At 37.0% G+C, this 23,750-nt stretch carries 22 protein-coding genes; 5 read left to right on the plus strand and 17 right to left on the minus strand.

All coding sequences use genetic code 11. The features are described from left to right. Positions 1–140: 140 nt before the first annotated feature. Positions 141–1,280 (plus strand): DUF4309 domain-containing protein, encoded by a 1,140-nt coding sequence (locus AC0VXY_RS20770; RefSeq protein ID WP_475526411.1) that lies wholly within the window; start codon positions 141–143, stop codon positions 1,278–1,280. A 232-nt stretch (positions 1,281–1,512) separates the two neighbouring features. Here AC0VXY_RS20770 and AC0VXY_RS20775 read toward each other — a convergent pair whose 3' ends face one another. From AC0VXY_RS20775 to AC0VXY_RS20840, 14 genes are all read right to left on the minus strand, one after another. Beyond that, a complete protein-coding gene (locus AC0VXY_RS20775; RefSeq protein ID WP_475526412.1) occupies positions 1,513–1,836 on the minus strand; it encodes a DUF5348 domain-containing protein in 324 nt (107 codons plus the stop codon). A 153-nt stretch (positions 1,837–1,989) separates the two neighbouring features. Then, positions 1,990–3,126 carry a glycosyltransferase gene (locus tag AC0VXY_RS20780; protein ID WP_475526413.1) on the minus strand — a complete coding sequence of 379 codons (1,137 nt, stop codon included), beginning with the start codon at positions 3,124–3,126 and terminating at the stop codon, positions 1,990–1,992. Positions 3,127–3,148: 22 nt separating this feature from the next. Next, complete coding sequence (locus AC0VXY_RS20785) at positions 3,149–4,387, minus strand: hypothetical protein (RefSeq protein ID WP_475526414.1); 1,239 nt, start codon at positions 4,385–4,387, stop codon at positions 3,149–3,151. Positions 4,388–4,399: 12 nt separating this feature from the next. Continuing rightward, a complete protein-coding gene (locus AC0VXY_RS20790; RefSeq protein WP_475526415.1) occupies positions 4,400–4,921 on the minus strand; it encodes an acyltransferase in 522 nt (173 codons plus the stop codon). Continuing rightward, positions 4,896–6,119, minus strand: a complete 1,224-nt coding sequence (locus AC0VXY_RS20795) for a lipopolysaccharide biosynthesis protein (RefSeq protein ID WP_475526416.1) — start codon at positions 6,117–6,119, stop codon at positions 4,896–4,898. The genes AC0VXY_RS20790 and AC0VXY_RS20795 overlap by 26 nt, the downstream gene beginning before the upstream one ends. A 173-nt stretch (positions 6,120–6,292) precedes the next feature. Continuing rightward, on the minus strand, positions 6,293–7,276 hold the full coding sequence (locus AC0VXY_RS20800; RefSeq protein ID WP_475526417.1) for an SDR family oxidoreductase: 984 nt from the start codon (positions 7,274–7,276) through the stop codon (positions 6,293–6,295). Between the two features lie 2 nt (positions 7,277–7,278). Further along, complete coding sequence (locus AC0VXY_RS20805) at positions 7,279–8,664, minus strand: nucleotide sugar dehydrogenase (RefSeq protein WP_475526418.1); 1,386 nt, start codon at positions 8,662–8,664, stop codon at positions 7,279–7,281. Positions 8,665–8,681: 17 nt separating this feature from the next. Then, a complete protein-coding gene (locus tag AC0VXY_RS20810) occupies positions 8,682–9,788 on the minus strand; it encodes a glycosyltransferase family 4 protein (RefSeq protein ID WP_475526419.1) in 1,107 nt (368 codons plus the stop codon). 23 nt (positions 9,789–9,811) lie between these two features. Further along, positions 9,812–10,711 carry an SDR family oxidoreductase gene (locus AC0VXY_RS20815; RefSeq protein ID WP_475526420.1) on the minus strand — a complete coding sequence of 300 codons (900 nt, stop codon included), beginning with the start codon at positions 10,709–10,711 and terminating at the stop codon, positions 9,812–9,814. A gap of 13 nt (positions 10,712–10,724) precedes the next feature. After that, on the minus strand, positions 10,725–11,375 hold the full coding sequence (locus tag AC0VXY_RS20820) for a sugar transferase (RefSeq protein WP_475526421.1): 651 nt from the start codon (positions 11,373–11,375) through the stop codon (positions 10,725–10,727). Positions 11,376–11,485: 110 nt separating this feature from the next. Next, entirely contained in the window at positions 11,486–13,306 is a 1,821-nt protein-coding gene (locus AC0VXY_RS20825; RefSeq protein WP_475526422.1) for a polysaccharide biosynthesis protein, read from the minus strand. Between the two features lie 544 nt (positions 13,307–13,850). Continuing rightward, positions 13,851–14,618 carry a tyrosine-protein phosphatase gene (locus AC0VXY_RS20830; protein ID WP_475526423.1) on the minus strand — a complete coding sequence of 256 codons (768 nt, stop codon included), beginning with the start codon at positions 14,616–14,618 and terminating at the stop codon, positions 13,851–13,853. Between the two features lie 103 nt (positions 14,619–14,721). Next, positions 14,722–15,393, minus strand: coding sequence for a CpsD/CapB family tyrosine-protein kinase (locus AC0VXY_RS20835; protein ID WP_475526424.1), 672 nt, complete (start codon positions 15,391–15,393; stop codon positions 14,722–14,724). 16 nt (positions 15,394–15,409) lie between these two features. Then, the gene (locus tag AC0VXY_RS20840; protein ID WP_475526425.1) at positions 15,410–16,156 is read right to left on the minus strand and encodes a YveK family protein; all 747 of its coding nucleotides are present in this window, start codon (positions 16,154–16,156) and stop codon (positions 15,410–15,412) included. A 205-nt stretch (positions 16,157–16,361) separates the two neighbouring features. Between AC0VXY_RS20840 and AC0VXY_RS20845 the strand changes: the two genes are divergently transcribed. Further along, positions 16,362–17,150, plus strand: a complete 789-nt coding sequence (locus tag AC0VXY_RS20845) for an SGNH/GDSL hydrolase family protein (protein ID WP_475526426.1) — start codon at positions 16,362–16,364, stop codon at positions 17,148–17,150. Between the two features lie 102 nt (positions 17,151–17,252). Then, positions 17,253–18,506 carry a C40 family peptidase gene (locus AC0VXY_RS20850; protein WP_475526427.1) on the plus strand — a complete coding sequence of 418 codons (1,254 nt, stop codon included), beginning with the start codon at positions 17,253–17,255 and terminating at the stop codon, positions 18,504–18,506. Positions 18,507–18,550: 44 nt separating this feature from the next. On the opposite strand, the gene AC0VXY_RS20855 is transcribed toward AC0VXY_RS20850, so the two are convergent. After that, the gene (locus AC0VXY_RS20855; protein WP_475526428.1) at positions 18,551–20,296 is read right to left on the minus strand and encodes a cell wall-binding repeat-containing protein; all 1,746 of its coding nucleotides are present in this window, start codon (positions 20,294–20,296) and stop codon (positions 18,551–18,553) included. Between the two features lie 197 nt (positions 20,297–20,493). Here AC0VXY_RS20855 and tagU point away from each other — a divergent pair, with 197 nt between their 5' ends. Next, the gene (gene tagU / locus AC0VXY_RS20860; RefSeq protein WP_475526429.1) at positions 20,494–21,423 is read left to right on the plus strand and encodes a polyisoprenyl-teichoic acid--peptidoglycan teichoic acid transferase TagU; all 930 of its coding nucleotides are present in this window, start codon (positions 20,494–20,496) and stop codon (positions 21,421–21,423) included. Positions 21,424–21,500: 77 nt separating this feature from the next. Here the strand turns inward: tagU and AC0VXY_RS20865 are convergent, their stop codons facing one another. Next, the gene (locus AC0VXY_RS20865) at positions 21,501–22,181 is read right to left on the minus strand and encodes a hypothetical protein (RefSeq protein WP_475526430.1); all 681 of its coding nucleotides are present in this window, start codon (positions 22,179–22,181) and stop codon (positions 21,501–21,503) included. 28 nt (positions 22,182–22,209) lie between these two features. After that, positions 22,210–23,088: a helix-turn-helix domain-containing protein gene (locus AC0VXY_RS20870; RefSeq protein ID WP_475526431.1), complete on the minus strand. Its 879-nt coding sequence runs from the start codon at positions 23,086–23,088 to the stop codon at positions 22,210–22,212. A 199-nt stretch (positions 23,089–23,287) separates the two neighbouring features. On the opposite strand from AC0VXY_RS20870, the gene AC0VXY_RS20875 reads away from it, so the two are divergent. Beyond that, a complete protein-coding gene (locus AC0VXY_RS20875; RefSeq protein ID WP_475526432.1) occupies positions 23,288–23,515 on the plus strand; it encodes a hypothetical protein in 228 nt (75 codons plus the stop codon). Positions 23,516–23,750: the final 235 nt, after the last annotated feature.

Genomic DNA, 23,750 nt, shown 5'->3' on the forward strand with positions numbered 1-23,750 from the left:
GATTCCTTCCTTTCAAATTCCACCTAAATTCAATTGAAGATCCTGCTTATACCCATAATTACGGAACCGCTGGCATGCTTTGGGATATTAATACGAAGTAGGATTGATTTATTAAAGAATAACACTATCTGGAGGATTCCATGAAACGATTCATGAGCACGATTTCCATCATTATTATAATGGCTGGCATTGTAGGCTGCCAGAGCAACAACACAGAAACCAAGACGGAGGAAACTTCTTCTACGACAGACATTGCGAAAGCGAGCAAGAATGATCCCACCTTTTTAAAGAAAGAAAAGAAAAGTGATAGGGAGTGGATTGATGAAAGCAAAGCAGATGGGTTCTTATCTAATGCCGGCATAGAAGGTCCCGTTCAATATATAGTACATGATCTTGATAACGACACTTTACCCGAAGTCACCGCTTATTATGGTCCATTTTCAGAACAGCTTACTGAGAATAATCACGGCTTAACAATTTTTAAACAGGACGATTCTTCACGAGCTTGGAAAAAAGCAGGGGAGTATAAGGATGATCTGGTGAATGAATTCCAGCTTCACGGAGTAATCGAAAACACGAAGAAAGAGAAATTCCTTGTGGGAAGCCAAACAGTAGCAAGTGCTACCAATATGTATTCCGCTTTAAAAATTTTTAAATATAACCCCTCTAATCAAGAGATTCGATCTGTTTCAACCATTGCCATATCGAACGAAAATCCCTATAAAGTCCAAATTAATAAGAATGCATTTTCACTGCAGATACTTGACGATAATGGCAATGTGCAAACTGAGCAACTATGGGAATTCGAATCTGATTGGATACTGAAAACTCAAAATAGAACCGTTATGCTAATGGATACCGAACAATATTTTGACAAGGCATTTAAGGAAGAACTTACTAAAGGACGATTAAAAGGAATTCCATATCCTCTTGGTACCAATATTCAAGAAATTAAAAATGAATTAGGCACTCCAGATGTTGAAGAATATTATCAAGGCGCTCCTACGTTTGGGTATAAAGATTCTAATTTATTCTTTAGCCACTTAATGAACGAAGAACAGCTTGTGTCCATACTTTATAACGTAAATAACACACCACAAACTTTCAAAGACTTGGAATCACTGCTAGGAACCCCACAGTATGCAGGCATCGATGAAATGTCGGGTTTATACACGCAGATTTACTCAATTAATAATAAATACGTGCTTATTGGAGAAGGGTACACCCACACCAAAGACTCAGGAATCGCAAGAATTCAATACAAATCCCAAATTGAATGACTTTAATAAACAAGAAAAGACACAGCTAGGGTACTATTCTGGTTGTGTCTTTTCACATTAGGTTTCTCGGGGTGAATACAGCCACTGAATTGTACCAGGCTTGCCATGTTTTTGTTCCACTAAGGACAAGTTTTTGTTCCACCTCTGCCATGCAGAGGACCACCCTTCTTGTTACTGACAGCCCTGTACGACCGAAAATTGACGGTTACTTTTGTCTCAACTCTTCCAAGTTTCATGTCCACAAGTCAAAAGGGAGGATCCAATATGAAGCTCCCCTTTTGACTATAAATTCACTTGATATATTGTGAGATTTTAAATAAAACTTCATGTCATTTCGGCCGACCACGACATACCATTCCCTGCCTAGTTCCATTCTGCAGGCTAGTTTCCTCCCGTCTCCAAGGTGAAGATCAAAGTGCTCACCGCAGCGCACCTTATATATAACTCTTGTAGTCCTCCCAAAGAACAATCCAACAGTCCACTTCCTCACAATAATACATGTCCTTCCACCGGCTCCTCCGGAATCGATAGACTTCTTCCCATGAAAAAACAACATTTTAATATGAGAACAACCAAATAGTGACCATTTATATCAATCTATATTCAGATTCATTAAAGCCTTATAAATGTTTTTTTAAAAGGGATAAATTTTATTGATATAAATCCCCATTTATCTTAGTGTCTTAGTGAAATATTTAAAGTTTGCAAATCATTCTTTAGAAGCTGTAATCCCTAAAGTATAAATATGCTCGTATTTTTTTGTGATTGAGCCAATTGAAAACTCTTCTTCAACTCTATTTCGGGCATCTAATAAAATATTTTCAAACTTCAGCTCTTCAATTTCTAAAACTTTATTAATTTCATTTGCAATTTTTTGAGGCTGACGTTTTGGTATTACAGAGCCATATTCCCCTATAATGTGAGTGCTATCTCCTGCATCTGTGACTAGACAATATGTTCCGCATGACATCGCTTCACCCACTACGTTTGGAAAGCCTTCACTTAAAGAAGTTGACACTAAAAGCTTTGAAACATTTAAAATTTGAGGTATATCTCTAATAACTCCCAAGAGCCTAACTTTATCTTCAATTTCTAAATTTTTTATTAATGTAATTAATGCTTTATTTTTATAGTCTATTCCTTCGCCGCACATTACCGCCAATGTTTCTGGATGCCTATCATTTACCCTCTTAAATGCTTGAAGAAAAGTTTTATGATCTTTAATTGCGTCCCATCTTGCAATCATTAATATAATTGTTTTAGCTTCGGTTAAATTGTATTTAGTGAGTAAATTGTCATCTGCTTTATCCTTGAATTTCAGATAATTAGTATCAAATCCATTAGGAATAACTAACATGTTTTCTTTATTATATCCAAATTTAACATGGCTGTCTTTACCAACAATTGAACAGCTAATAATATTATCAACTCTTTTTGAGATATATGAACAAACCTTTGCTATTTGAATTGTACGCTTTTTTGTGTTTTCTAAAGAAAGATCGCTTCTCCTAATCCCCCAAACTATTTTTTTTACTCTTGCTAATTTTCCTATAATAAATCCGATTAGGTCCGAATGATACATCCAGCTTTGTAAAACATCTGTATTTCTTAAATGTTTATAAAGCATGAATATTTTTTTAAGTGTTCTTTTATTCTCTTGCAAGTTTAACACTTCTAATTCTATTCCTAGCTCTTCTATTTTCTCTCCGTAAAACCCTTTAGTGGTTAAAGAAATCACTTTAATATCAAATAACTCCTTATTTAATTCTTTTAATAACTTATAAAGCATATGTTCTGCTCCACCACTATTTAACCCAATTATAAGATGTGTTAATTTTATTTTCATTTGCTCCATCCTACCGTCAAAATTATTGATTTATAGATTTGAACTTCCTTAATACTATTAAATTAAGAAACAAAGATATTAATAATCCCATGAAATATATGTATATTACAAATCTTTCACTTGTAATAATAGATTCCATTGAATTTCTATGAATATAAAAACACCAATATAAACCCATTATCATAGTTATAGATTTAAGTGAATTGTCAACCATTTGATATAGAAAATTGAAAGTCAAAATGCCAATACAATAAATTATTGACAAGAAAAAGACAAAAAATAATCCACCAGAAGCTAATCCTTCTGCCCAAAAATTGTATGCCATTCCATAATCTATACTTGGGAATAATGCCGGTTGGAATAATTCATTGAAGTTTGCATACTCTTTAAACTTGGAGGGGGTAAACATAAGTTGGTAGATAAGATCTGAATAATGAGCTATTCCTATGTGAAAGTTTTTTGAAATAACTTCATTTAATATAAGTTGAGTTATAAAAGGCTCACTTTTGACTATCCCATTAATATAAGTATTGCTATCAAATAACGTCCTAAAAGTATAGACCATACCATTAACTTTCAAGTTTGAGTATATTGATTTTGAAATCAATCCAAATATTATAATAAATACACTGTTTAAAATATACTTTTTTGAGATAATAACTTTTAATGGATTTTTTAATAATAAAATCATAAATACTATTGATAATAATCCAATAATCAATGAAGTTCTATCACCTAATATAAAATGAGTACCAATTGAGATTGTGGAAAATATAAATATTATATAGTGTTCTTTTTTATTTTGGTAACTTAATACAAAACTTATTATGGAACTTATACTCCAAATCAAGTACGATGAACCAAGCGAACTAAGTAAGTCACTTTTGACTAAGAAGAAATTTGATCCTAAATCAATTAATGTATATAAAAAAGAAGTAATATTAATTATAAATATAGAAACAAGTATATAGTTATTCTCTTTTAAACTATATACTTTTTTACATTTGAAGTTAAAAAAATCATTTATTATTGAAAACAATATAATGTTTATAAGTACCATAATATAAACAATATAGGTTTTATTTTCTATAGAAATAAATAGCATTACATTCCTATCATAATATAAAACCTTCCCAACTAAACCAGGAACAAAATATATTAGAGACGATAGAAATCCAATGGTGAAGAAGTCTAATTTTTTCTTGACTAAAAAAAAGTAAGTGATGCCAATTAATGCAACAAACCAGTAGAAAATAATCATAAATTTAACCTCTTACATTAATTTCTTTTTAAATTCTTCTTCTAAAATTTCCCTTTTTGACTGATAATCTTTGTCTCTAATTATCATTTTTCGAGAAAAAACTTTCTTTTTATACTCTTCAACATCTTTTATTATTTTTGCAGGCACCCCTCCAAGAACAGAGTTTGATTTAAAGGTGCCTTTTACAACTGAACCTGCTGCAACTATTGAATTATCCCCAATTCTTGTACCTGGTAATAATATGGAATTCATTCCAATAAAACAATTATCTCCTATGACAACTTCTCCAAAAACGTCTATATTCGGTTCTTCTCCTCTGAATATCCATACACCTCCATCGTGATTAATAAACTGTACTCCACCTGTAATAGTAACATTATTACCAATCTTAATTAAGTAAGGCTCGGATCCAAATGTCCTTCTATTAACTCCAAGAAGGCGACAATTCTTTCCTATTTTTACTCCAATTTTTTTTGATGCCTTAACCGGATTTAATTTGAAATATACATCATTTGAAATTTTCTGAATTAGCATAGGAAAACTCCTTTGTTTTTGCTTTGTAGAAGTAAATGAAGACCAGTATATACACAATAGAAGTCAACCAATTAGTATACATAACTGCTTTTGCTGCCCCTAGTATGCCATTACTGAAGATAAAAACGGCGCTTAGAAAAATTATTGTAATCAGAGAAAACAGATGTATTATTAGCTGTTTATTGAATACTCTCATTGCATTTAGAGCTGTTCCAAAGAAAGCTGTTCCAAATAAGAAACCAAATCCTATTGTTAAATACATTAGTGAATCTATATGATTTGCATAAGTATCATTGTAAACAAGTGTTAAAATCTCGTATCCATACTTTTTCACAATGAATACTAACACTAAACCGATTGAATACCCAGTTACAACTGTCATTAATAACAATTTTTTAAAACCAATAAATTCCCCACTCACATATAATTTAGCCAAGCGAGGGGTAATAATTTGCGACAATGAAGTAATAAATATTGATCCTGTTAAAATGAAATAACTTAATGCGCTATAAATTCCTAGATCAGATGCTGAACTAGTATACTCCAGTACATATCTAGGAATATTATTAACCAGCGATCCTATTAACCCTGCAATTCCCAAGCCTATACTCACACGGAATATTGTCAATAACTTAATTTTATCTAAATTGATTTTAAAACTTATTTCTCTCATATCATAAAAAATTAAAAAAAGGATGTTTACAATTAATATAGATAATAGACCTATAATTATATTATTTGAAATCATATATATGGATACAAGTAAAATTATACTTAACAAATTTTTAAATATTAATGAATATCCTACTTTTAAGTCTTTATCTTCTAACTGATATCTTCCATAAAAAGAATCAGCAATGGATTCAACAAATTTAATGGCTGCAATTAAAAGTATGAAATCAAAAAGTTTAGAATTAATCATAAAAACTATAAATATAGCTACCAAAAAACTTAAAAAACTGACTATCAATCTATAAGTATAATAGAGGTCAAAGCTAAATTGACCTGTAATATCTGTAGATATTACAGATCTTAGTTTCATATTTGTGAATATAAATAATGGATTTACTATAGAAACACACAAAGCATAGTATCCCACATTTTCAGGAGTTGAAAATTTCGCTAAGAGAAAAACAATGGATAATTGAGTTAATAGTGAGAAGCCATTTCCTAAAACTAGCAATAATACTTTGTACATTCAACCATTCCCGAATAATATGATTTAGATTATTGTAGTTTATTTGAATTATATTCTTCAAATAAATTCAAAAAGCACTCCAATAAAATTGAAGAATCTAGGCGATTCTATAAACATATATAGTGACCTATTTATTAAGCAGCGTCTAGATTCAATATAAATTCTAGAGCTGTTTAATTTTTCTCATAAAAATTCTTATACCACTGAATAGCTTCAAATATGCCTTTTTCAAAACTCCAGTTGGGACTATATCCAAGCATATCTATAGCTTTACTAATATCTGCATTACTATGCTTAATATCTCCTTGACGATCAGGTCCAAAAACTGGAGAAATATCTTTCCCTAATGCATTAGACAGATGATTATAAATATCAATCAGATACTCTCTTCCGCCGTATGCTATATTATATGCTTGTCCTGCTGCTTCATGTGATGCATTACAGGCTTTTAAGTTGGCTTCAATTACATTTTCGATATAAGTGAAATCTCTACTCTGCTTTCCATCCCCATTAATTGTAGGCGGCTCATCATTTAATAGTTGTTTAATAAATTTAGGAATAACTGCAGCATATGCACCATTTGGATCTTGTCTTCTACCAAACACATTAAAATAACGCATACCATAAGTATCAAGACCGTACATTTTTGAATAAAGTCTTCCATATTCCTCATCTACTTTTTTGGTTAGTGCATAAGGCGATAATATGTTACCCTCTCTCCCCTCTTTTTTTGGAAGGTTTGGCTCATCCCCATACACAGATGAACTTGAAGCATAGACAAATTTCTTTACACCAGTTTGTCTTGCTGCTTCCATCATATTTAAGGTACCTTTTATATTTACCTCTTCATAAAACAAAGGCATCTCAATACTTCTTGGAACACTTCCCCATGCAGCTTGATTCAATACATAATCTACTCCATCACATGCTTTCATACACATGTCAAGATCACGAATATCTCCCTCAATAAATTCATAATTGGGATTACCTATAAATTCTTCCACGTTTTCTATTTTACCAGTTGAGAGATTATCGAGACCTTTAACTTTATAGCCTAATTTAAGAATGGCTTCTACTAAATTAGAACCAATAAAACCAGCTGACCCAGTTACTAAGAATTTACTACCCTCTGGAAATTTAATATTTTCATATCCCATCTTTATAACCTCCAATATACAAACCCATTATCTTCTGCATCATTTCTATTAAACATCCCTTTAAGGTCCATTAGAACACAATCTTTTCTTCTATTAATATCTACTTTAAACTCTGATGTAGCAGCTACTTCTTTCATTGCTTCTGAATTTAGATATCCGCTTGGTCCAAACATCTTTTTTACATCTTCTAATTTAATTTCTCTGAATTCCTCATGTGGAACAGCGAATATTACTGCATCCATTTCTTTTATATCTTCTACTTCACAGAGGTTAATTCTATATTCATTCCATAGATCTTCCTTATCTGCTGCAGGATCAACAACTTTTACATCTACTCCGTACTCCTCTAGTTCTCTTATTACGTCTACTACTTTGGTATTTCGAACATCAGGACAGTTTTCTTTAAACGTAACACCAAATATAGCTACTTTCGCGCCATTTATTTGTTTATTAGCTTTAATCATTTTCTTTACTGTACTTTCAGCAACATATTTTCCCATATCGTCATTTATTTTTCTTCCTGAAAGAATGATTTGAGAATGGTATCCCATTTGCTCTGCTTTATACGTAAGGTAGTAAGGATCCACTCCTATACAGTGACCACCAACTAAGCCTGGAGAGAAATTAAGGAAGTTCCACTTTGTTCCTGCTGCTTCAAGTACTGCTTTTGTATCGATGTCCATTCTATTAAAAATGATAGAAAGTTCATTCATAAATGCGATATTAATATCACGTTGTGAATTTTCTATAACCTTTGCTGCTTCTGCCACTTTAATACTTGCTGCTTTATGCACACCAACATCAACAACCAATTCATATACTTTGGCTACATTGTCTAACGTTTCTTCATCTTGGCCAGCGACAACTTTTATAATAGTCTCTAATCTATGAACTTTATCGCCAGGATTAATTCTCTCTGGTGAATAACCCACTTTAAAATCCACACCACATGTTAGTCCGGATTCTTTTTCTAAAATTGGAACACAAATATCTTCGGTTACACCTGGATAAACAGTAGATTCAAAAACAACGATCGAACCTTTTGTTAGATTCCGACCCAAAGTGCGGCTTGCAGATTCAATCGGAGTTAAATCAGGTGTATGGTCATCCTTTACAGGTGTAGGCACTGCAACAATATGAAACTTCGCTTCTCTAAGCCTTGATGCATCTGAAGAGAAATCCACTGTTGTTTTTTGGATGATTTCATTCCCCACTTCTTTTGTAGGATCTATTCCATTTTTATAGAGTTCAACTTTTTGTTTACTTACATCAAAGCCTATTACATCCGCTTTTTTTGCAAATGCAACAGCGATTGGCATACCTACGTACCCTAGTCCCACTATTGAAATTTTTTCTTCTCTATTAATGATCTTTTCATATAGATTCATATTGAATTCTCCTTTGTTTATAATCCCATTGTCTGCATTATTGATTGATTAATAATTTTTACGTCATATTTTTCTCTTGCCAACTCAATACTTTTTTTACCCATTTCTTGATTTATTTCTTGGTTAGAAATCAAATAGTTCATCTTATTTGTTAACCCTTCAACATCCTTGACCTTTATCAAATATCCATTTAGACCTTCAATAACTGTCTCCCTACAACCTGGAGCGTCACTCGTAATGATAGATCTCCCCATTGCCATGGCTTCTAATACAGTCTTAGGAGTACCTTCATGATAAGAGGGTAATACATATGTGCTACATTGAGAGATGTATGGCCTGACATCATTTTGTTCTCCAAAATATTCAATGACTCCACTCTCTATATATGGGTTCAGCTCCTCTGGCTTTAATGCAGAGGGGTTGCTATCAAATGGGCCAACAAGTAAACAACGAATAGTAGGATTGACAGCTTTCACTTCTTTACAAGCCTCTAAATACTCCATGATCCCCTTATCTTTAATAAGTCTCCCAATAAAAAGAAAGGCGGGTGTTTCCGGAAATGGGGTTGGTGTAAATTTATCAAGATCGACCCCGGAACCATTAATAATAACGGTGTTTTTATCCCTTATTAAACTGGATTGAATGAATTCATTTTTATCATCTTGATTTTGAAAGAATATTTTCTTACTGCACTTACACGCAGCCCAGTATTGCATTTTCATTATTGTTTTTACAATGCTATTTTTAAATCCTTTTCCCCTGAATATCGAACCAAGTCCAGCTATTAACGGATAAACCTCCGAAATACCATTTAATTTGGCAGCTAAACTGCCATAAACAACCGTTTTAGCTTGGTATGCAAATACTTTATCGGGTTTTTCCATTTTCATAAACTTATGTAGAGACCTGAATGTTCTTAAGTCATTCAGTGGATTGATTCCATTCCGTTCAACATAAAGCTGTCTATATTCAATTTTGTGCTCCTGGAACTTACTCTTCCATTCCGCTTCTGGCTCTGAACCCATTGCAATAACGGTATGTCCTCTTCTCACAAAACCTTTCATCATATCCATACGAAACCAAAACAAAGAAGATGTATGGCTTGAAAGTACAGCAATTTTCATTTTTAATACACCTACTCATCTGACTAATTTCGATTTTTCTCTAGGTACTCTCGTACTTCTATTTGAATACCCTTTTCGAAAGTCATGGGCTTATAATTGAAAGCACGAGACGCATGATCGTGAGAATAGTTTCTGTTCTCTCCCATCCTCTGGACACGTTCTACATAATCAATTTTTCCTAACGTAATAGTATTGATGACTCTCGCCATTAACACTCCTAAACCTAACGGGACGCTTATATAGACTGTTTTTTTATCGAGTTCTTTGCTTATCGCTTTGAATGCATTAATCATACTAATTGGCTTTTCTCCAGATAAATCATAAGCCTCTCCGTTAGGTGCTTCAGGAGACATTAATACAGTATAAAAAGCCTTCCCTAAATCCCTGGCGTTAACTGGTTGGATTAAACTATTTCCACCATTTATTACAGGCATGATTTTCAGTTTATCTACCATCTTAATAAACTTACTCATGTTCCTATCACAAAGATCTCCGTATATCATTGAAGGTCTTAATATTGTAATATTTGTCGAGTAGTTAGGTTTATTTATTAGTTCTTGAATTTCTTTCTCTATTTTCTTATATCCTTCAGAAGCATACTTGAATTCTGAATAAATTCCTGTTGTGTGTACTAATATAGCTCTTTTTACTTTCTTTTTATTTGCAGCCCTAACTATCAATGGGGAATGGTGGATATTATAAATGTGCATTACCATTTCAACACCAGTCATCACCCTATCAATAAAGTTTGGATCATCTAAATCACCAATAACCTTTTCAATATTCAACCCACTATTATCTAAAAGTGATGTTTCAGATGATTCTCTAACAACACATCGAATTGGATCTTCATACTTATTATCAATAAGTTCTTTTAAGAAATATCTACCCGTATGCCCAGTGATTCCTGTTACTAATAGCATTTCTACACCTCTATTATGAAATTTCCTTTTTTGAAGAACTTTTTTCTTTTGAACTAGCGATTTCTTTTTTCGCTGATGCTTTTGGTCCACCTTCCATTACTCCATCACTTTTAATAACACTAATGAGCGTCCCAAAGAAACATTTAATATCCATCCAGAAACTAATACGCTCGACATACTCTCCATCCAATTTTGCTTTTATGTCAATAGGGAGCTCATCCCGACCATTAATTTGTGCCCACCCAGTTAATCCCGGGGGCACATCATTTGCACCGTACTTATCCCGCTCAACAATCAAATCATACTGATTCCATAAAGCAGGACGTGGACCTATAACGCTCATCTGACCCACAAAAATATTCCATATTTGTGGAAGCTCATCTAGAGATGTTTTTCTTAGGAATTTCCCCATTTTAGTAATATATTGTTCAGGATTCTCTAAAAGATGAGTCGGGGTGTCCTTGGGGGTGTCGATACGCATAGTGCGAAACTTTAGTATATTGAAATGCGTTTTATTAATTCCAATTCGTTTTTGTTTAAAAAGGACAGAACCTCGAGAATCCATTTTTATCGCAACGACCAGAATTAAGAAAATAGGTGATAAAATAGTAAGTCCTATGAAAGAAAGTATGATGTCGATAAACCTTTTAAAAGTCATATACATATTATTGTCACCCCTTTATTTATCAGTTATTTTATTTAAAGAGAAATTAGCAGGAGGAATTTAGCTATCTGTCATCCCACTAATTTATAAAGTTTCCTACATGAATTATTTCAGTTTGCACTTTCCACTAGCATCTCTGATTTTTTATTAGCCAACCCCAACACATAGTCAGCCAAATACTGAGCATCAAACTCCGTATGATTCACAATCAAATTAGAAACCCGCTCATACTCAAAATCAACCGTCTTCCCAATAAAGATCTTCGGAAACACCGCTTCCCCATGAACTTCATTCTCTCCAAGCAGTTCCTCATACATCTTCTCACCAGGACGAATCCCCGCATATTTAATCCCGATTTCTTCTACTGTATAACCAGATAAAGTAATCAGATTTTTCGCGAGATCAACGATTTTGACCGGCTCACCCATATCAAGGACAAAGATTTCTCCACCACGTGCCAGAGCCCCCGCCTGCATAACGAGTCGTGATGCTTCTGGAATCGTCATAAAGTATCTCGTCATGTCCGGATGGGTCACCGTCACCGGCCCACCTGCCTGGATTTGCTTTTTGAATAACGGAATAACACTTCCACGGCTACCGAGTACGTTACCGAAACGTACGGCAACGAAATTGGTCTGGCTTTCTTTATCCAGGTTCTGAATCACCATCTCAGCGATCCTCTTCGTCGATCCCATCACGTTGGTCGGGTTCACAGCTTTGTCAGAAGAGACAAGCACGAATGTCTTCACTCCAAATGTATCGGCTGCTGCAGCCACATTCTTCGTACCAATTACATTGTTTTTGACCGCCTCTTTTGGATTATATTCCATTAATGGCACATGCTTATGTGCTGCTGCATGGTACACAACCTCAGGATCATGCTCTTCAAATACTTCAAAAATGCGGTTTCGATCTTGAATATCAGCAATGATAGGAACAACTTTCAGTTCTGTTCCATACTTATTTCTTAATTCCATATCGATGGTGTAGATAGAGTTTTCACCGTGCCCTAATAATAAAAGCTTCTTGGGTTTAAATTTACTAACTTGACGACAGATCTCAGACCCAATCGAACCACCAGCACCTGTAACCAGTACAGTTTTCCCTGATAATTTCTTTGAAATACTGTCAGTATCAAGCTCTACCGGCTCTCGACCAAGCAGATCTTCTACTTGCACTTCCCGGAATTGATTGACGGATACTTTACCGGAAACGATATCTTCAATCATCGGCATGATCTGTACCTTTGCCGAAGTTTTACTGCATTGTTGATATACTTCTTGTATTTGACCCTTGCGAAGGGAAGGAATGGCAATGATGATATTATCAACTTGATGCTTTTCAACTAATGTCGGTATATCTTTAGTACGGCCTAGTATTGTTACACCATAAATTTGAAGCTTCATTTTTTTAGGATCATCGTCAATAAATCCGACTGGAAGCAAATCAGTATCTTGGCTCTTTATTAACTGACGCACAAGCATAGATCCTGCAGAACCTGCTCCGATGATTAAAGCACGTTTCTTTTCCTGCTTTGGCTTTATGTAATAATGTCTGTACATTCTCCATGAGAATCGTGATCCACCAATTAAGATAATATGAAGCATCCAAGTGACCGCTAATACTCGAACATATATATCCCCGTTCACAATAAACTGAAGAATTCCGGTTGCCACTATTGAAAATGAAATTGCTCGTATGATGGCAACCATCTCTCCAACACTCGCATATTCCCATGCTTTCTGATAAAGGCGATAAATAAATGCGAATACATGGTGACTTACCAGTAATGCACATGAGCTGAAGACGAGTGTAGGTAACGTGTACAGGCTGAATGTTGGATGGAGGAGATAATAACCGAAATAAATGGCTGTTAACACGATCAATGAATCCAAAAGCATCAGCAATGATACCCGTTTTGTATAACTCACATAAATCCCTTCTTTTCTACGTTATTTTGACAAATTAAATACCTAAGGAAAAGATACAACCGTATACCCTTTCCTTAGGTATCTAGATTTACTTTTGATCATTTAATCTTTTTTCAATGGCTTGATTGATTAGCGTTCTTATTTCTTCCAGCCGCTCTATCGGTGCGTCCTGGTATATGTATCTTATGGCTTTTTTCATACTTTTAGACAAAGTGTTAAAATCTTTCAATTCTTTTTTCTCCTTGATTTTACAATTAATCTTTTTCATCCCATTGTTTGAATAAATTACATAAAGCGTTTTCATTTAAAAACTTTACTATCTTCTATTATTATAGTATTTTTGGGCATCTAACCCTTCCTCACATCCCACCAATGACGACGTGCGTCTAAGGTAAAGTTTCCTCTTCACCCACGGTGTGACCGAGTGCCTCCGATGATAACGGTAAGGAGACATTTCCAAAATTCTACTGTTGTCTTTGTGCAACTTATTTAGTCTAACTTACCAACGACAATAGTACCTTAGGATTACCTGTATCTTGATTTTTTAAAAGATTCCAAGGAACTTCTTTTTCTTAATCAATTCAGGTATTTCTTTATATATATTTTTCCCATCGACGAGCATCTCTGCGTTCTCTGTAAAGTAATAAACCATGTCTATTCCGTACTTTTTCTCTATATAGTCCATCGCTTCTTCCATTTTGAAGGTGCGATTGCGTATGTTGTGAGCGTCTGATGCGATGAAGTGTGTCAGGTTGGCTTGGATCATTTGCTGTGAGAATTTCTGGATGTTCTTGCCGAAATATCCCACCAGGCTCGAGGCAGTCAGTTGCGTGACCGCTCCTCCTTGTACAAGCTTGTAAAGCTTTTCCGGTCGCTCGATTAGCTCGGCGTTCCGTTCGGGATGAACGATGACAGGGGTCAGACCCTCTACCTGAATGTCATATAGAAGTTTTTCCGCATATCTCGGTACTGAACTCGATGGGAATTCAATAAAAAGGTATTGGGAAACTTGGTTTAAAGGTAAGATATCACCCTTTTGGTAATCTTCTAAAATCTCACCATAAATGCGGCACTCTTGTCCCGGAAGAACTTCCAGGTTGATCTGTTCTTCTTTAAATCGATCATTTACTTCATTCACAAGTGGAAGGATGTCCGACTTCACATTGTTGTATTTTCCATTACGGTGATGAGGAGTCGCAATGATTGTGTGAATCCCTTCCGAGACAGCCTGCTTTGCCATATCGATACTGTCGTAAATCGTATTGGCACCATCATCTATTCCCGGCAGGATATGACTATGAATATCAATCATTCCTAACTCCTCCTTTTCTAGTTCTTTCGACTTAATTTTACATCGACTACCATTTTACACCACTAGGTATATTTGTAAAGGGGTGAATTTTGTCGAATGCAGCTTAATTTCCGTAATAGTAATAATAGTCTGTTTCGGTAGCTTTCTTATTATTAAGGACGCATCCTAGCAGCTTTCCTTTTGTGGATTGTAGAAGTTCCTTTGCTTTCTTTGCCGGATCCATTTCTGTTTTCCCACTTGAAACGACAAGGATACTTCCGTGACACTGGTTCGCCATAATTTGGGCATCGGTTACGACCAGTACTGGTGGGGTATCAAAGAGAATCAAATCATATTCTTTATAAGCTTCTTCAAAGAAGTTCTGCATTGCTCTTGAACTTAGAAGCTCGGCCGGATTCGGTGGAATCGGACCGCTTGAAAGGATATGAAGCTTGTCCACTCCGCTGTCTTTGACTGCTTCCTTTAATGATATTTGCTTCGATAGGATATTCGTCAATCCTGTCGTGTTCGGGAAGTTAAACGTATAGTGAACGGTCGGCTTTCTCATATCTGCATCCACCAGTAGTACCGTCTTACCTTGCTGAGCGAAGACTACGGCTAAATTGGCTGCTGTGGTGGATTTCCCTTCCCCGGGTCCTGCGGATGATACCATGATCGAACGGTATTCCTGGTCGACGGATGAGAATTGAATATTTGTACGAATCGTACGGTATTGCTCCGATACAGGAGACTTCGGGTTCACTTTTGCAATTAGCTTACGTATATTTGAGTTCATTGATTTCTTCTGCTTATTAAACACCGACACTTTCACCTCTGCGTCTTGACGTTCTTTCCTGACGATGAGCTACCTTTTGAAATTCACTATCGGTAATCGTTGGAATGACTCCCAATACAGGAAGTTCTAGACCTTTCTCTATGTCTTGCTCTGTTTTCACTGTGTTATCCAAGAATTCTAATAAGAATGCAAGTCCGACTCCTGCCATTAATCCCACTACAAGCGCTATGGCGATATTCAATAGAGGTTGCGGCTTAATGGGAGAAGGGTTTTCCCCGAGTTCAGCCTTTGCGAGGATGCTTACATTATCGACGTTCATGATTTTCACAATTTCAGTTTGGAAGACTTCCGCAATCTTATTCGCGATGGCCGCCGCCTGTTTAGGATCTTCATCTTGAACGGAGATGTTCACCACCTGTGAATCCTTTTCACTTTGAACCGTCACTTTTTCATTTAATGCTCCGGTTGTCATATCTAACTTAAGATCATCAATCACAATATCCAGAATAGCAGGGCTCTTCATAATGACATTATACGTATTGATTAATTGCAGGTTCGTTTGCACTTCCCCTACATTAAATGACTGCTGGTCGTCATTCGATTTATTCACGAGAAGCTGAGTGGACGATTGATAGATTGGCGTAAGGACGAAATAACTGATTGCGGCACTTACCAATACTGCCATTAGGGTCAGTATGATGATGAGACTCATGCGCTTTTTCAGCGTCTGAATGAGCTCCTTTAAACTGATGGTTTCTTCCATGATATCCTCCTAAAATTTCTTCAAAAATAAAAATCTCGTCATATTATATCATAAGTTCTTGTTATTTTTAGGGAATCTTGTCATAATTTTAATAGAATTGAAATCTTTTGTTACTTATCTATTAAACAATAGATTGTTTATTATTGGAAGGGTTCCTGTGAATTTGGTTCCATTTTCCATGTTTATTACATTTAGGAGGTTCGTAATGAAAAAGGTCTTTATTTTGTTTTTACTTATATTATGTGGTGGTGTCATTGTATACGGAAACCTGCACTGGAAGTCTATGACGTCCACCGCAGATGTGAAATCAGATACTGTGGCTAAAGAAGATTCACCGGTTACTGATGACAATTCCGATTCCCTTGAAAGCGATGAGAAAGAGCTGGCAGCGATGGGAAATTGGCCCGAAGAAGCCCGTTCCCTTTATAAAGAAAAGCTTGAAGCCGGCGAGACATTCAATGTGGTCCTCTTAGGTTCTACGGAAATGGATTCGGTTGAAAACGGCTGGAATGACCTCGTCACGAGCGCTTTAGAAGAAGAATACGGCGACACCATATCCGTCGAAAGTCTGTCCTATGATCTCAATACTCTTGATTTCGTCCGGGAAGAAAAGTATGAAGAGGTCGGGGAATTACAACCAGGGCTGGTCATCTTCGAGCCGTTTGTCTTCCAGGATAACGGAAACGTCCTGATTGAAGACACGCTTCAGAACATCGAAACCATCCGGGAGGAAGTAAAGACATTATCCCCTGGGGCTTCATTTGTTCTTACTCCCCCCCAGCCCATTTACCAGCCGGCAAACTATGAGGCACAAGTTACTGAGATCAAGGAATTCGCCGGGGACAACGACATCCCCTATATCGATCATTGGTCAAACTGGCCAGATGTCGAAGATGAGGAAATTAAGTCTTATCTAGATGAAGTAAGCAGTCCAAATGAAAAAGGGCACGAAGCTTGGGCTAAAGGGATCATTGAATTCCTGATAGAAAAGTAATGTTTTTTTACTAATTAAGGAATTATTTAGCTTTTCTCACCAAATTATGTGATAAAATGACGGTATCATCTATCAAACTATGACAAAAAAGGAGAAGTGTATGTGAAAAAGACATTAGTATCTGTAGCAGCTACGGCTGTTCTCTCGTCTTCGTTTGTTAGCTATGCCGCTGCAAGCACCCATAAGGTGGAATCAGGTGACTCCCTTTGGCTGATCGCACATAAATACGACACTACCATCGCCAACTTGAAGAGCTTGAACAAGCTACAGTCGGAAATGATCTTTCCTAATCAGGTATTGAAGGTAAGCGCCAACGGGTCTCAACCTCCTAAAGCACCTGAATCACCAAAGCACACTACAGGGCAGACATCCGCCAATACGTATACGATCAAGTCCGGGGATACATTAGGTCAGATTGCTGCTACTCATTCTATTACGCTGAATGATTTAATGAGCTGGAATGGTTTACGTAATCACCTGATCTATCCAGGGCAGGTATTAAAGGTGGCTAAAGCGGGAACCCCGACTGCTCCAAGTAAACCGGCTGCGCCAGCTCCTGCACAGCCGACTCAAGCTGCTCACACTTCAAGCTATTCGGTGAAGTCGGGGGATACGTTATCTCATATCGGGGTAAAATTCGGTGTGACTGTGGCAGAACTGAAAAAACTGAACGGTTTATCAAGTGATTTCCTGTTTATTGGACAAGTTCTGAAAGTATCGAATTCAGGATCTCAGCCTGCACCTGCTAAACCGGCACCCGCTCCTGCTAAACCGCAACAAGATAGTTCAGTGACTAACTACAAAGTGAAGTCCGGCGATACATTGTCTTATATCGGTGTAGCATTCGGTGTCAGTGTCAGCGAATTGAAGAGCTTGAACGGACTTTCGAGCGACTTCCTGTCTGTTGGACAGGTGTTGAAAGTAAAGGGGACAAAAGGGACGGCTCCAGACGTTAAGCCTCCTGCCTCAAGTTCATCATCCACTTTCTCAGTAAATAAATTATTAAGTGAGGCAACGTCTCATATGGGAACTCCTTATGTATGGGGAGGATCTTCGGCTGGCGGCTTTGACTGCAGTGGTTTCATTTACTACGTTTTCAAGGAAGCCGGAGCAAAGGATGTTAAGCGTCTTTCCAGTGAAGGGTATTATAGCCGTTCTTATTATGTGAATTCTCCTCAGCCGGGAGATATAGTATTCTTTGAAAATACATATAAAAAAGGCATTTCTCACTTAGGCATTTATGTAGGGAATAATGAGTTCATTCATGCAGGGGATAATGGAGTCGAAATATCCAGCCTGAGTAACTCCTACTGGAAATCCAAGTTTGATGGTTTTAAAAGATTTTATGAATTATAAAATAGTAGATCCCGATGACGAAGATGTCATCGGGATCTATTTGTTTATGGTGTGTAGAAGTCCTGGGTATAGTATACTCCGTACTTTCCTCCATAGTATGTTCCCACTCCAAGCCTTTTATAGAGGGTGCTCAGGATGTTTTTGCGGTGGCCGGCTGAATTCACCCATGCGTCATGGACGGCTATGGCATTCAACTGCCCCGCTGCGATATTTTCCCCCGCAGATGAGTAGGAAATACCAGCCTGCTCCATTCTCTGAAAGGGTGTGAGGCCATCGGGGTTTTCATGACTGAAGAAGTCTCTGACTGCCATGTCCTTACTATGGGCCCTTGCCACTTCCCGTGCACTTGAATCTTCCTGGAGCGGCTCGAGGAAATGACGGGCACGCAATGCATTGGCTTGATCGAGAAGTTGATTTTCCATACTGATTCTTACTTTTTCTTGATTGAAATCAGGGTTGGTCATCGTGAAGTCCTGCCTTACCATGAAAATCCCTGCTAATGTATTACCGTCGTTCTGATCATAATACAAACGGATGAGCTTCTCATCATAGACGTAGTCGCTTCCCTGGTCATACTTAGCACCGATTTGATCCATAAGGTTCCCGACTTCCGGTTGACTCATGCCAAGCTTAAGACCCGACTCCGACGTCCAGCTATCTGAATTTGAATACACCGCTACCACTATCCCGTGAAATACACCAAATTGAATATACGTTTCCGGATCTTTGTTATACACGTACCAATCAAAGTTGAACCGGCTCTCATCGATTCGGTCAGGGTCTCCTAAAACGGAACGTAAAAATGCTTCTGTCGCATTGATATGAACTCCTTGGAACTGAAACTCTTCTGTACTGCCGATTAATTGTTCTTCCACTTTATAAAATACTGCATTTTTCCCGCCAAAGATCGAAAACGATGGATAGGAGTTTACTAGACTTTCAATGGAAGAAGGGATATCATCTTTCTTCACTAGTAGAATCGGTGCGTTGGCTTTAGCTGCCAGAACAGACCCTGCCAGTGCATCGGCGAAATTCTCGCCCGTAGCGACGTAGGCCGCTTCCTTGCCCATTGGGAGTCCCTCAATGATATTCTTTGCCGTCTCATAACGATTGGCACCACCATACCGGGTTGATGAAGGAAGGTCTGATGCGACATGTGAAGAAATCACGCCTTCCCCTCCTACAATGATCGTGTCTTCTTTTTCATCTGTTATTTTTTTAGTACTTTCAGGCAAGTCTGTAGATTCCGTTAAAACAATCGGGATGCCATTCTTCGCAGCATACGTTGCCACTGCCAGTGCATCCGGGAAGTTCCGGCCGTTTGCCACGATGGCTTGATCAGAAGGGAGATAATCTGCTATTTTCGCAGCTGTCTGAAACCGGTCATCTCCTCCGACTCTCGTAATCTTCAGGCCTAAGTCTCTTAGTTGCTTTTCCACATAAAGGTCAATCGCTCCTACACCGCCAAGTATATATGCCTGCTTAGCCTCCAGTATGTTGATGAACTCTCTTGTCTCCGTGGGCAACCGATGCTTATAGGTCAGTAAGATAGGGGCATTCAATTGATAAGCAAGGGGGCCCCCTGCCAGTGCGTCGGGAAATGTTTCCCCACTCGCGATTACAACGGTTTCCGCCTGATCCCATCCCCTTAGAGAAATCATTCCAGCTGTATCATACCTGCTCTCACCAAATATTCGATTTACACTCGTATTTGCTTTTGCCTGGTCCATTTGAATCAGACTGAATACAAGAAAGAATAACAAAAGTGTGATTCCGACTTTTTTTAACAAAGTATCCTCTCCCTCCGGTTGTCTACTGTCATTGTACCAAAATAATCCAATCACTTGAGCATAAACGACAATTATTTGGTATTTTCTTGATTGTTTTCCATAGACAGACAAAATTCTACTAATGTATTTCTTTTTCACTCATTTTCTAGTATATTTTTCTTATGTGCAAAAAATTAATATTATAGGTGGGAAACAATTTGAGAGCGGATAGACATCATAAAAAACGCAAGTGGCCGAAAGTGGTGGGCATCATCTTCCTCCTCCTTCTAGTAGCAGGTGCCGGATATGCTTATTCCATTTATCATTCTTTAAGTAAAACAGCTGAAACGATGAACGAAGACATCGATCGACCGAAATCGGATAAACGTACCGAAGAAGTGAAATTTGAGAAGAAACACCCATTTTCAGTTCTGCTTCTTGGAGTAGACGAAAGAGCAGGTGATAGGGGTCGTTCAGATACCATGATTGTCGTAACGGTAAATCCTCATGAAAAATCAACGAAAATGCTTAGTATTCCTCGTGATACCAGAGTAGAAATAGTTGGGAAAGGTACAGAAGATAAAATTAACCACGCCTATGCTTTTGGCGGGGTTGAAATGTCCATAGATACCGTAGAAAATTTTCTTGATATTCCCATTGATTATTATGCCAAAATCAACATGGAAGGCTTTAGAGATATCGTAGATGCAGTTGGCGGTGTAAACGTACAAAACAAATTCACCTTTAACTACGGTGGGTATAACTTTAAAGAAGGTTCTTTATCACTGACCGGGAAAGAAGCCCTTGCCTATTCCCGTATGCGTTACGAAGATCCTAGAGGAGACTTTGGAAGGCAGGAACGGCAACGCCAGGTGATAGAAGCCGTAATCCGGGAGGGTGCAAGCGTTTCTTCTCTTTGGAACTATGGAGATATCTTCGAAGCGATTGGTGAGAACGTGAAGACCAACCTAACGTTGGATGAAATGGTGGAAATTCAAAAGAACTATAAGAGTGCAACCGAAAATATCTCTCAAAGCCAAATCGCAGGAGAAGGTACAAAAATTGGCGGCATTTACTACTATATTGTGCCTGAGGAAGAAAGACAAAAAGTACAGAGTGAATTGAAGGATCATTTGGATTTGAATTAATTCTAAAAACCCAGTCCCGGAGTAAGGGACTGGGTTTTTTCATTTTCGGACTATGCTACTGAGAAATACACAAGCGTTTACCCCACTGCCCCCTTTCCTTTTTCAAATTCAGGACGCCTTAACCATAATCCACTTGCTACCAAAAAGAATCCAATCAAAGATAAAAACAGGATAGATCCAATCGCACCATCTTGATAAGGTAAATCTGTATAGTAACCATGCGTTTCATCAGATATTCCCCTTATCCATTGAGTACCCAATTTTGATTTCGTATCCATTGTAAAATCACTTACCTTGATGACACCGTTTTCATTAATTGTATACGTGCGAAAGGAGGCTGGTGAGCCTTCACCGCCGGGGGATTTCTGGACACTGACAATAAATTGTTCTTCCCCCGTTTGCTTATCCTTCACTTGTTTGTATTGAATCGCGTCTGAGTATAGTTCCATTCCTTCACCATCGGAATTTATTTCATACCCTTCAAGTTCATTTTCAACTTCATCTTTTATTTCAAAAATGATCTCTTTGGGTTGGTCTTCGTCTAAAACATACGTATGTAATTTCACCCCATGAAATACTTGCACCGGATCAATTATCCCATCTTCTTTTAATGAAATGGTCTGGTACCTTTCATCAAAGTCTGTTTGATAGAATTTTTCTCGGAGGCATTGAATTAGGAAGAAAGCTATCAGAATTAAGATGATTACTCCAATCACCACTAAGAATGCGCTTATAACTTTTTTCTTTTTATCATTCATCGTCACTCAAATCCTTAATTCATAATTTTTATTGGGTGAAGTTTTCAATTTTGCGACGGATAAATTGCATAAACTTATCGTCCGCCTGCAGTTCAAATACGATCAGTGCTTTTTGCATATATTTTTTGGCATCCTCAAGCTTTCCTTGCAGCTCGAAATTATAGCCTATATGATAATGAAGTTCTCCCAGAAGGTACATATTATCTTTATGAACACACCAATCAATTGCTTCATTACAATATTGGGTCGACTCCTCAAAATTTTTCAATCGTGTCAGGACCCTGGCTATGTTATAAAAGAGTCTGGTTCTTAGAGTGAAGTCCTGCAGGTTAGGCAAGGCGAGAATATGTGTCTTCACTTCTTGATATATTTCGAGAGCCTTCTCCCAATCCCCTTCTTCAGAGTACAGGACACCGATCGTAAGGAGAATTTCAATTTCACGTTCAGACCAAATTTTATCCGTTGTATGAGATAGAGAAATGGCCTTTCTTAAAATCTCTTCTGCTTTTTCCACTTTTTTATTAAGTTCATATTGGTAAATGCCTTTATGCCATTGAAGTAACTGAAGATTCCGATTATTATTAAAGAAAAGGGGATTTTCTTCTTCTGCAGATACAATCTCTTTCATTTCCTTATAGTTCATACTTCTTCTTGCAATCTGAAGCTGTTTGCTTACTTCCTGTACATAATCCAATCGGGGTGTCATTCCTATATCGAAGAAGTAATTGACATCTACCCCCAACTTCCTTGATATTAAGAATAGTGTTGAGGCGTAAGGGAAAACATCCCCTTTTTCTATCTTACTGATTTGAGCCTGGGTACATATTCCCTCCGCCAGCTCTTCTTGGGAAAGACCGATGTTTTTTCTTAATTCTTTTATTTTTTGCCCAACAACACTGAAGTCCATTTGCATCTCTCCTAATAATATTCCTATAATTATATTTTTCTTTCAAAAAAAGCGTATAAGCCAACAATTCCTACTAAAAATGGTTCGTATGCCCCCAGAATCCTTCTCAGCAGATTTTTAAAATATGATTTAATAATATTATAACTATATAATCAATGATACCTAAGATGACTTAAATTTAAAAAGGGAGGAAATACCTATGAAAAAACGTTTGCTCACATTCGCTACGGCTTCTTTCATATTGATGGGAGCATTTGGAGCTGTTCAAGCAACTTCTACACAATTTGCTGAGTTGCCTCCAGTATATTCTCCATCTAGTGCACAATTGGCTGTTGAACTTCCACCTGTTTATACCAAGTCGAGCTCTGAGACAGCAGCAGAGTTACCACCAGTATACGCTAAGAAAGAACTACCACCTGTATATTAAGCTTCGTTACGTCTCCAAAGTTTGGAGGCTTTTTTGTTTTAGGGGAATCTTTTGATCACCCAAACACTTGGATTTGTAAGGGTTATCAATATGAGGATCAGGCATTGTCAAATGAGGAAACTGCCCTATATTAAGATTAACATATCAGTCCACTCCTCAAAATATTCTTTTGAGAATATTCCCGTAGTTATATAAATGGTGGAAAAGTGAATGAATGAGGAGAATTTTTAACCAA

Source organism: Rossellomorea sp. QJM3NY_18 (assembly GCF_056173145.1).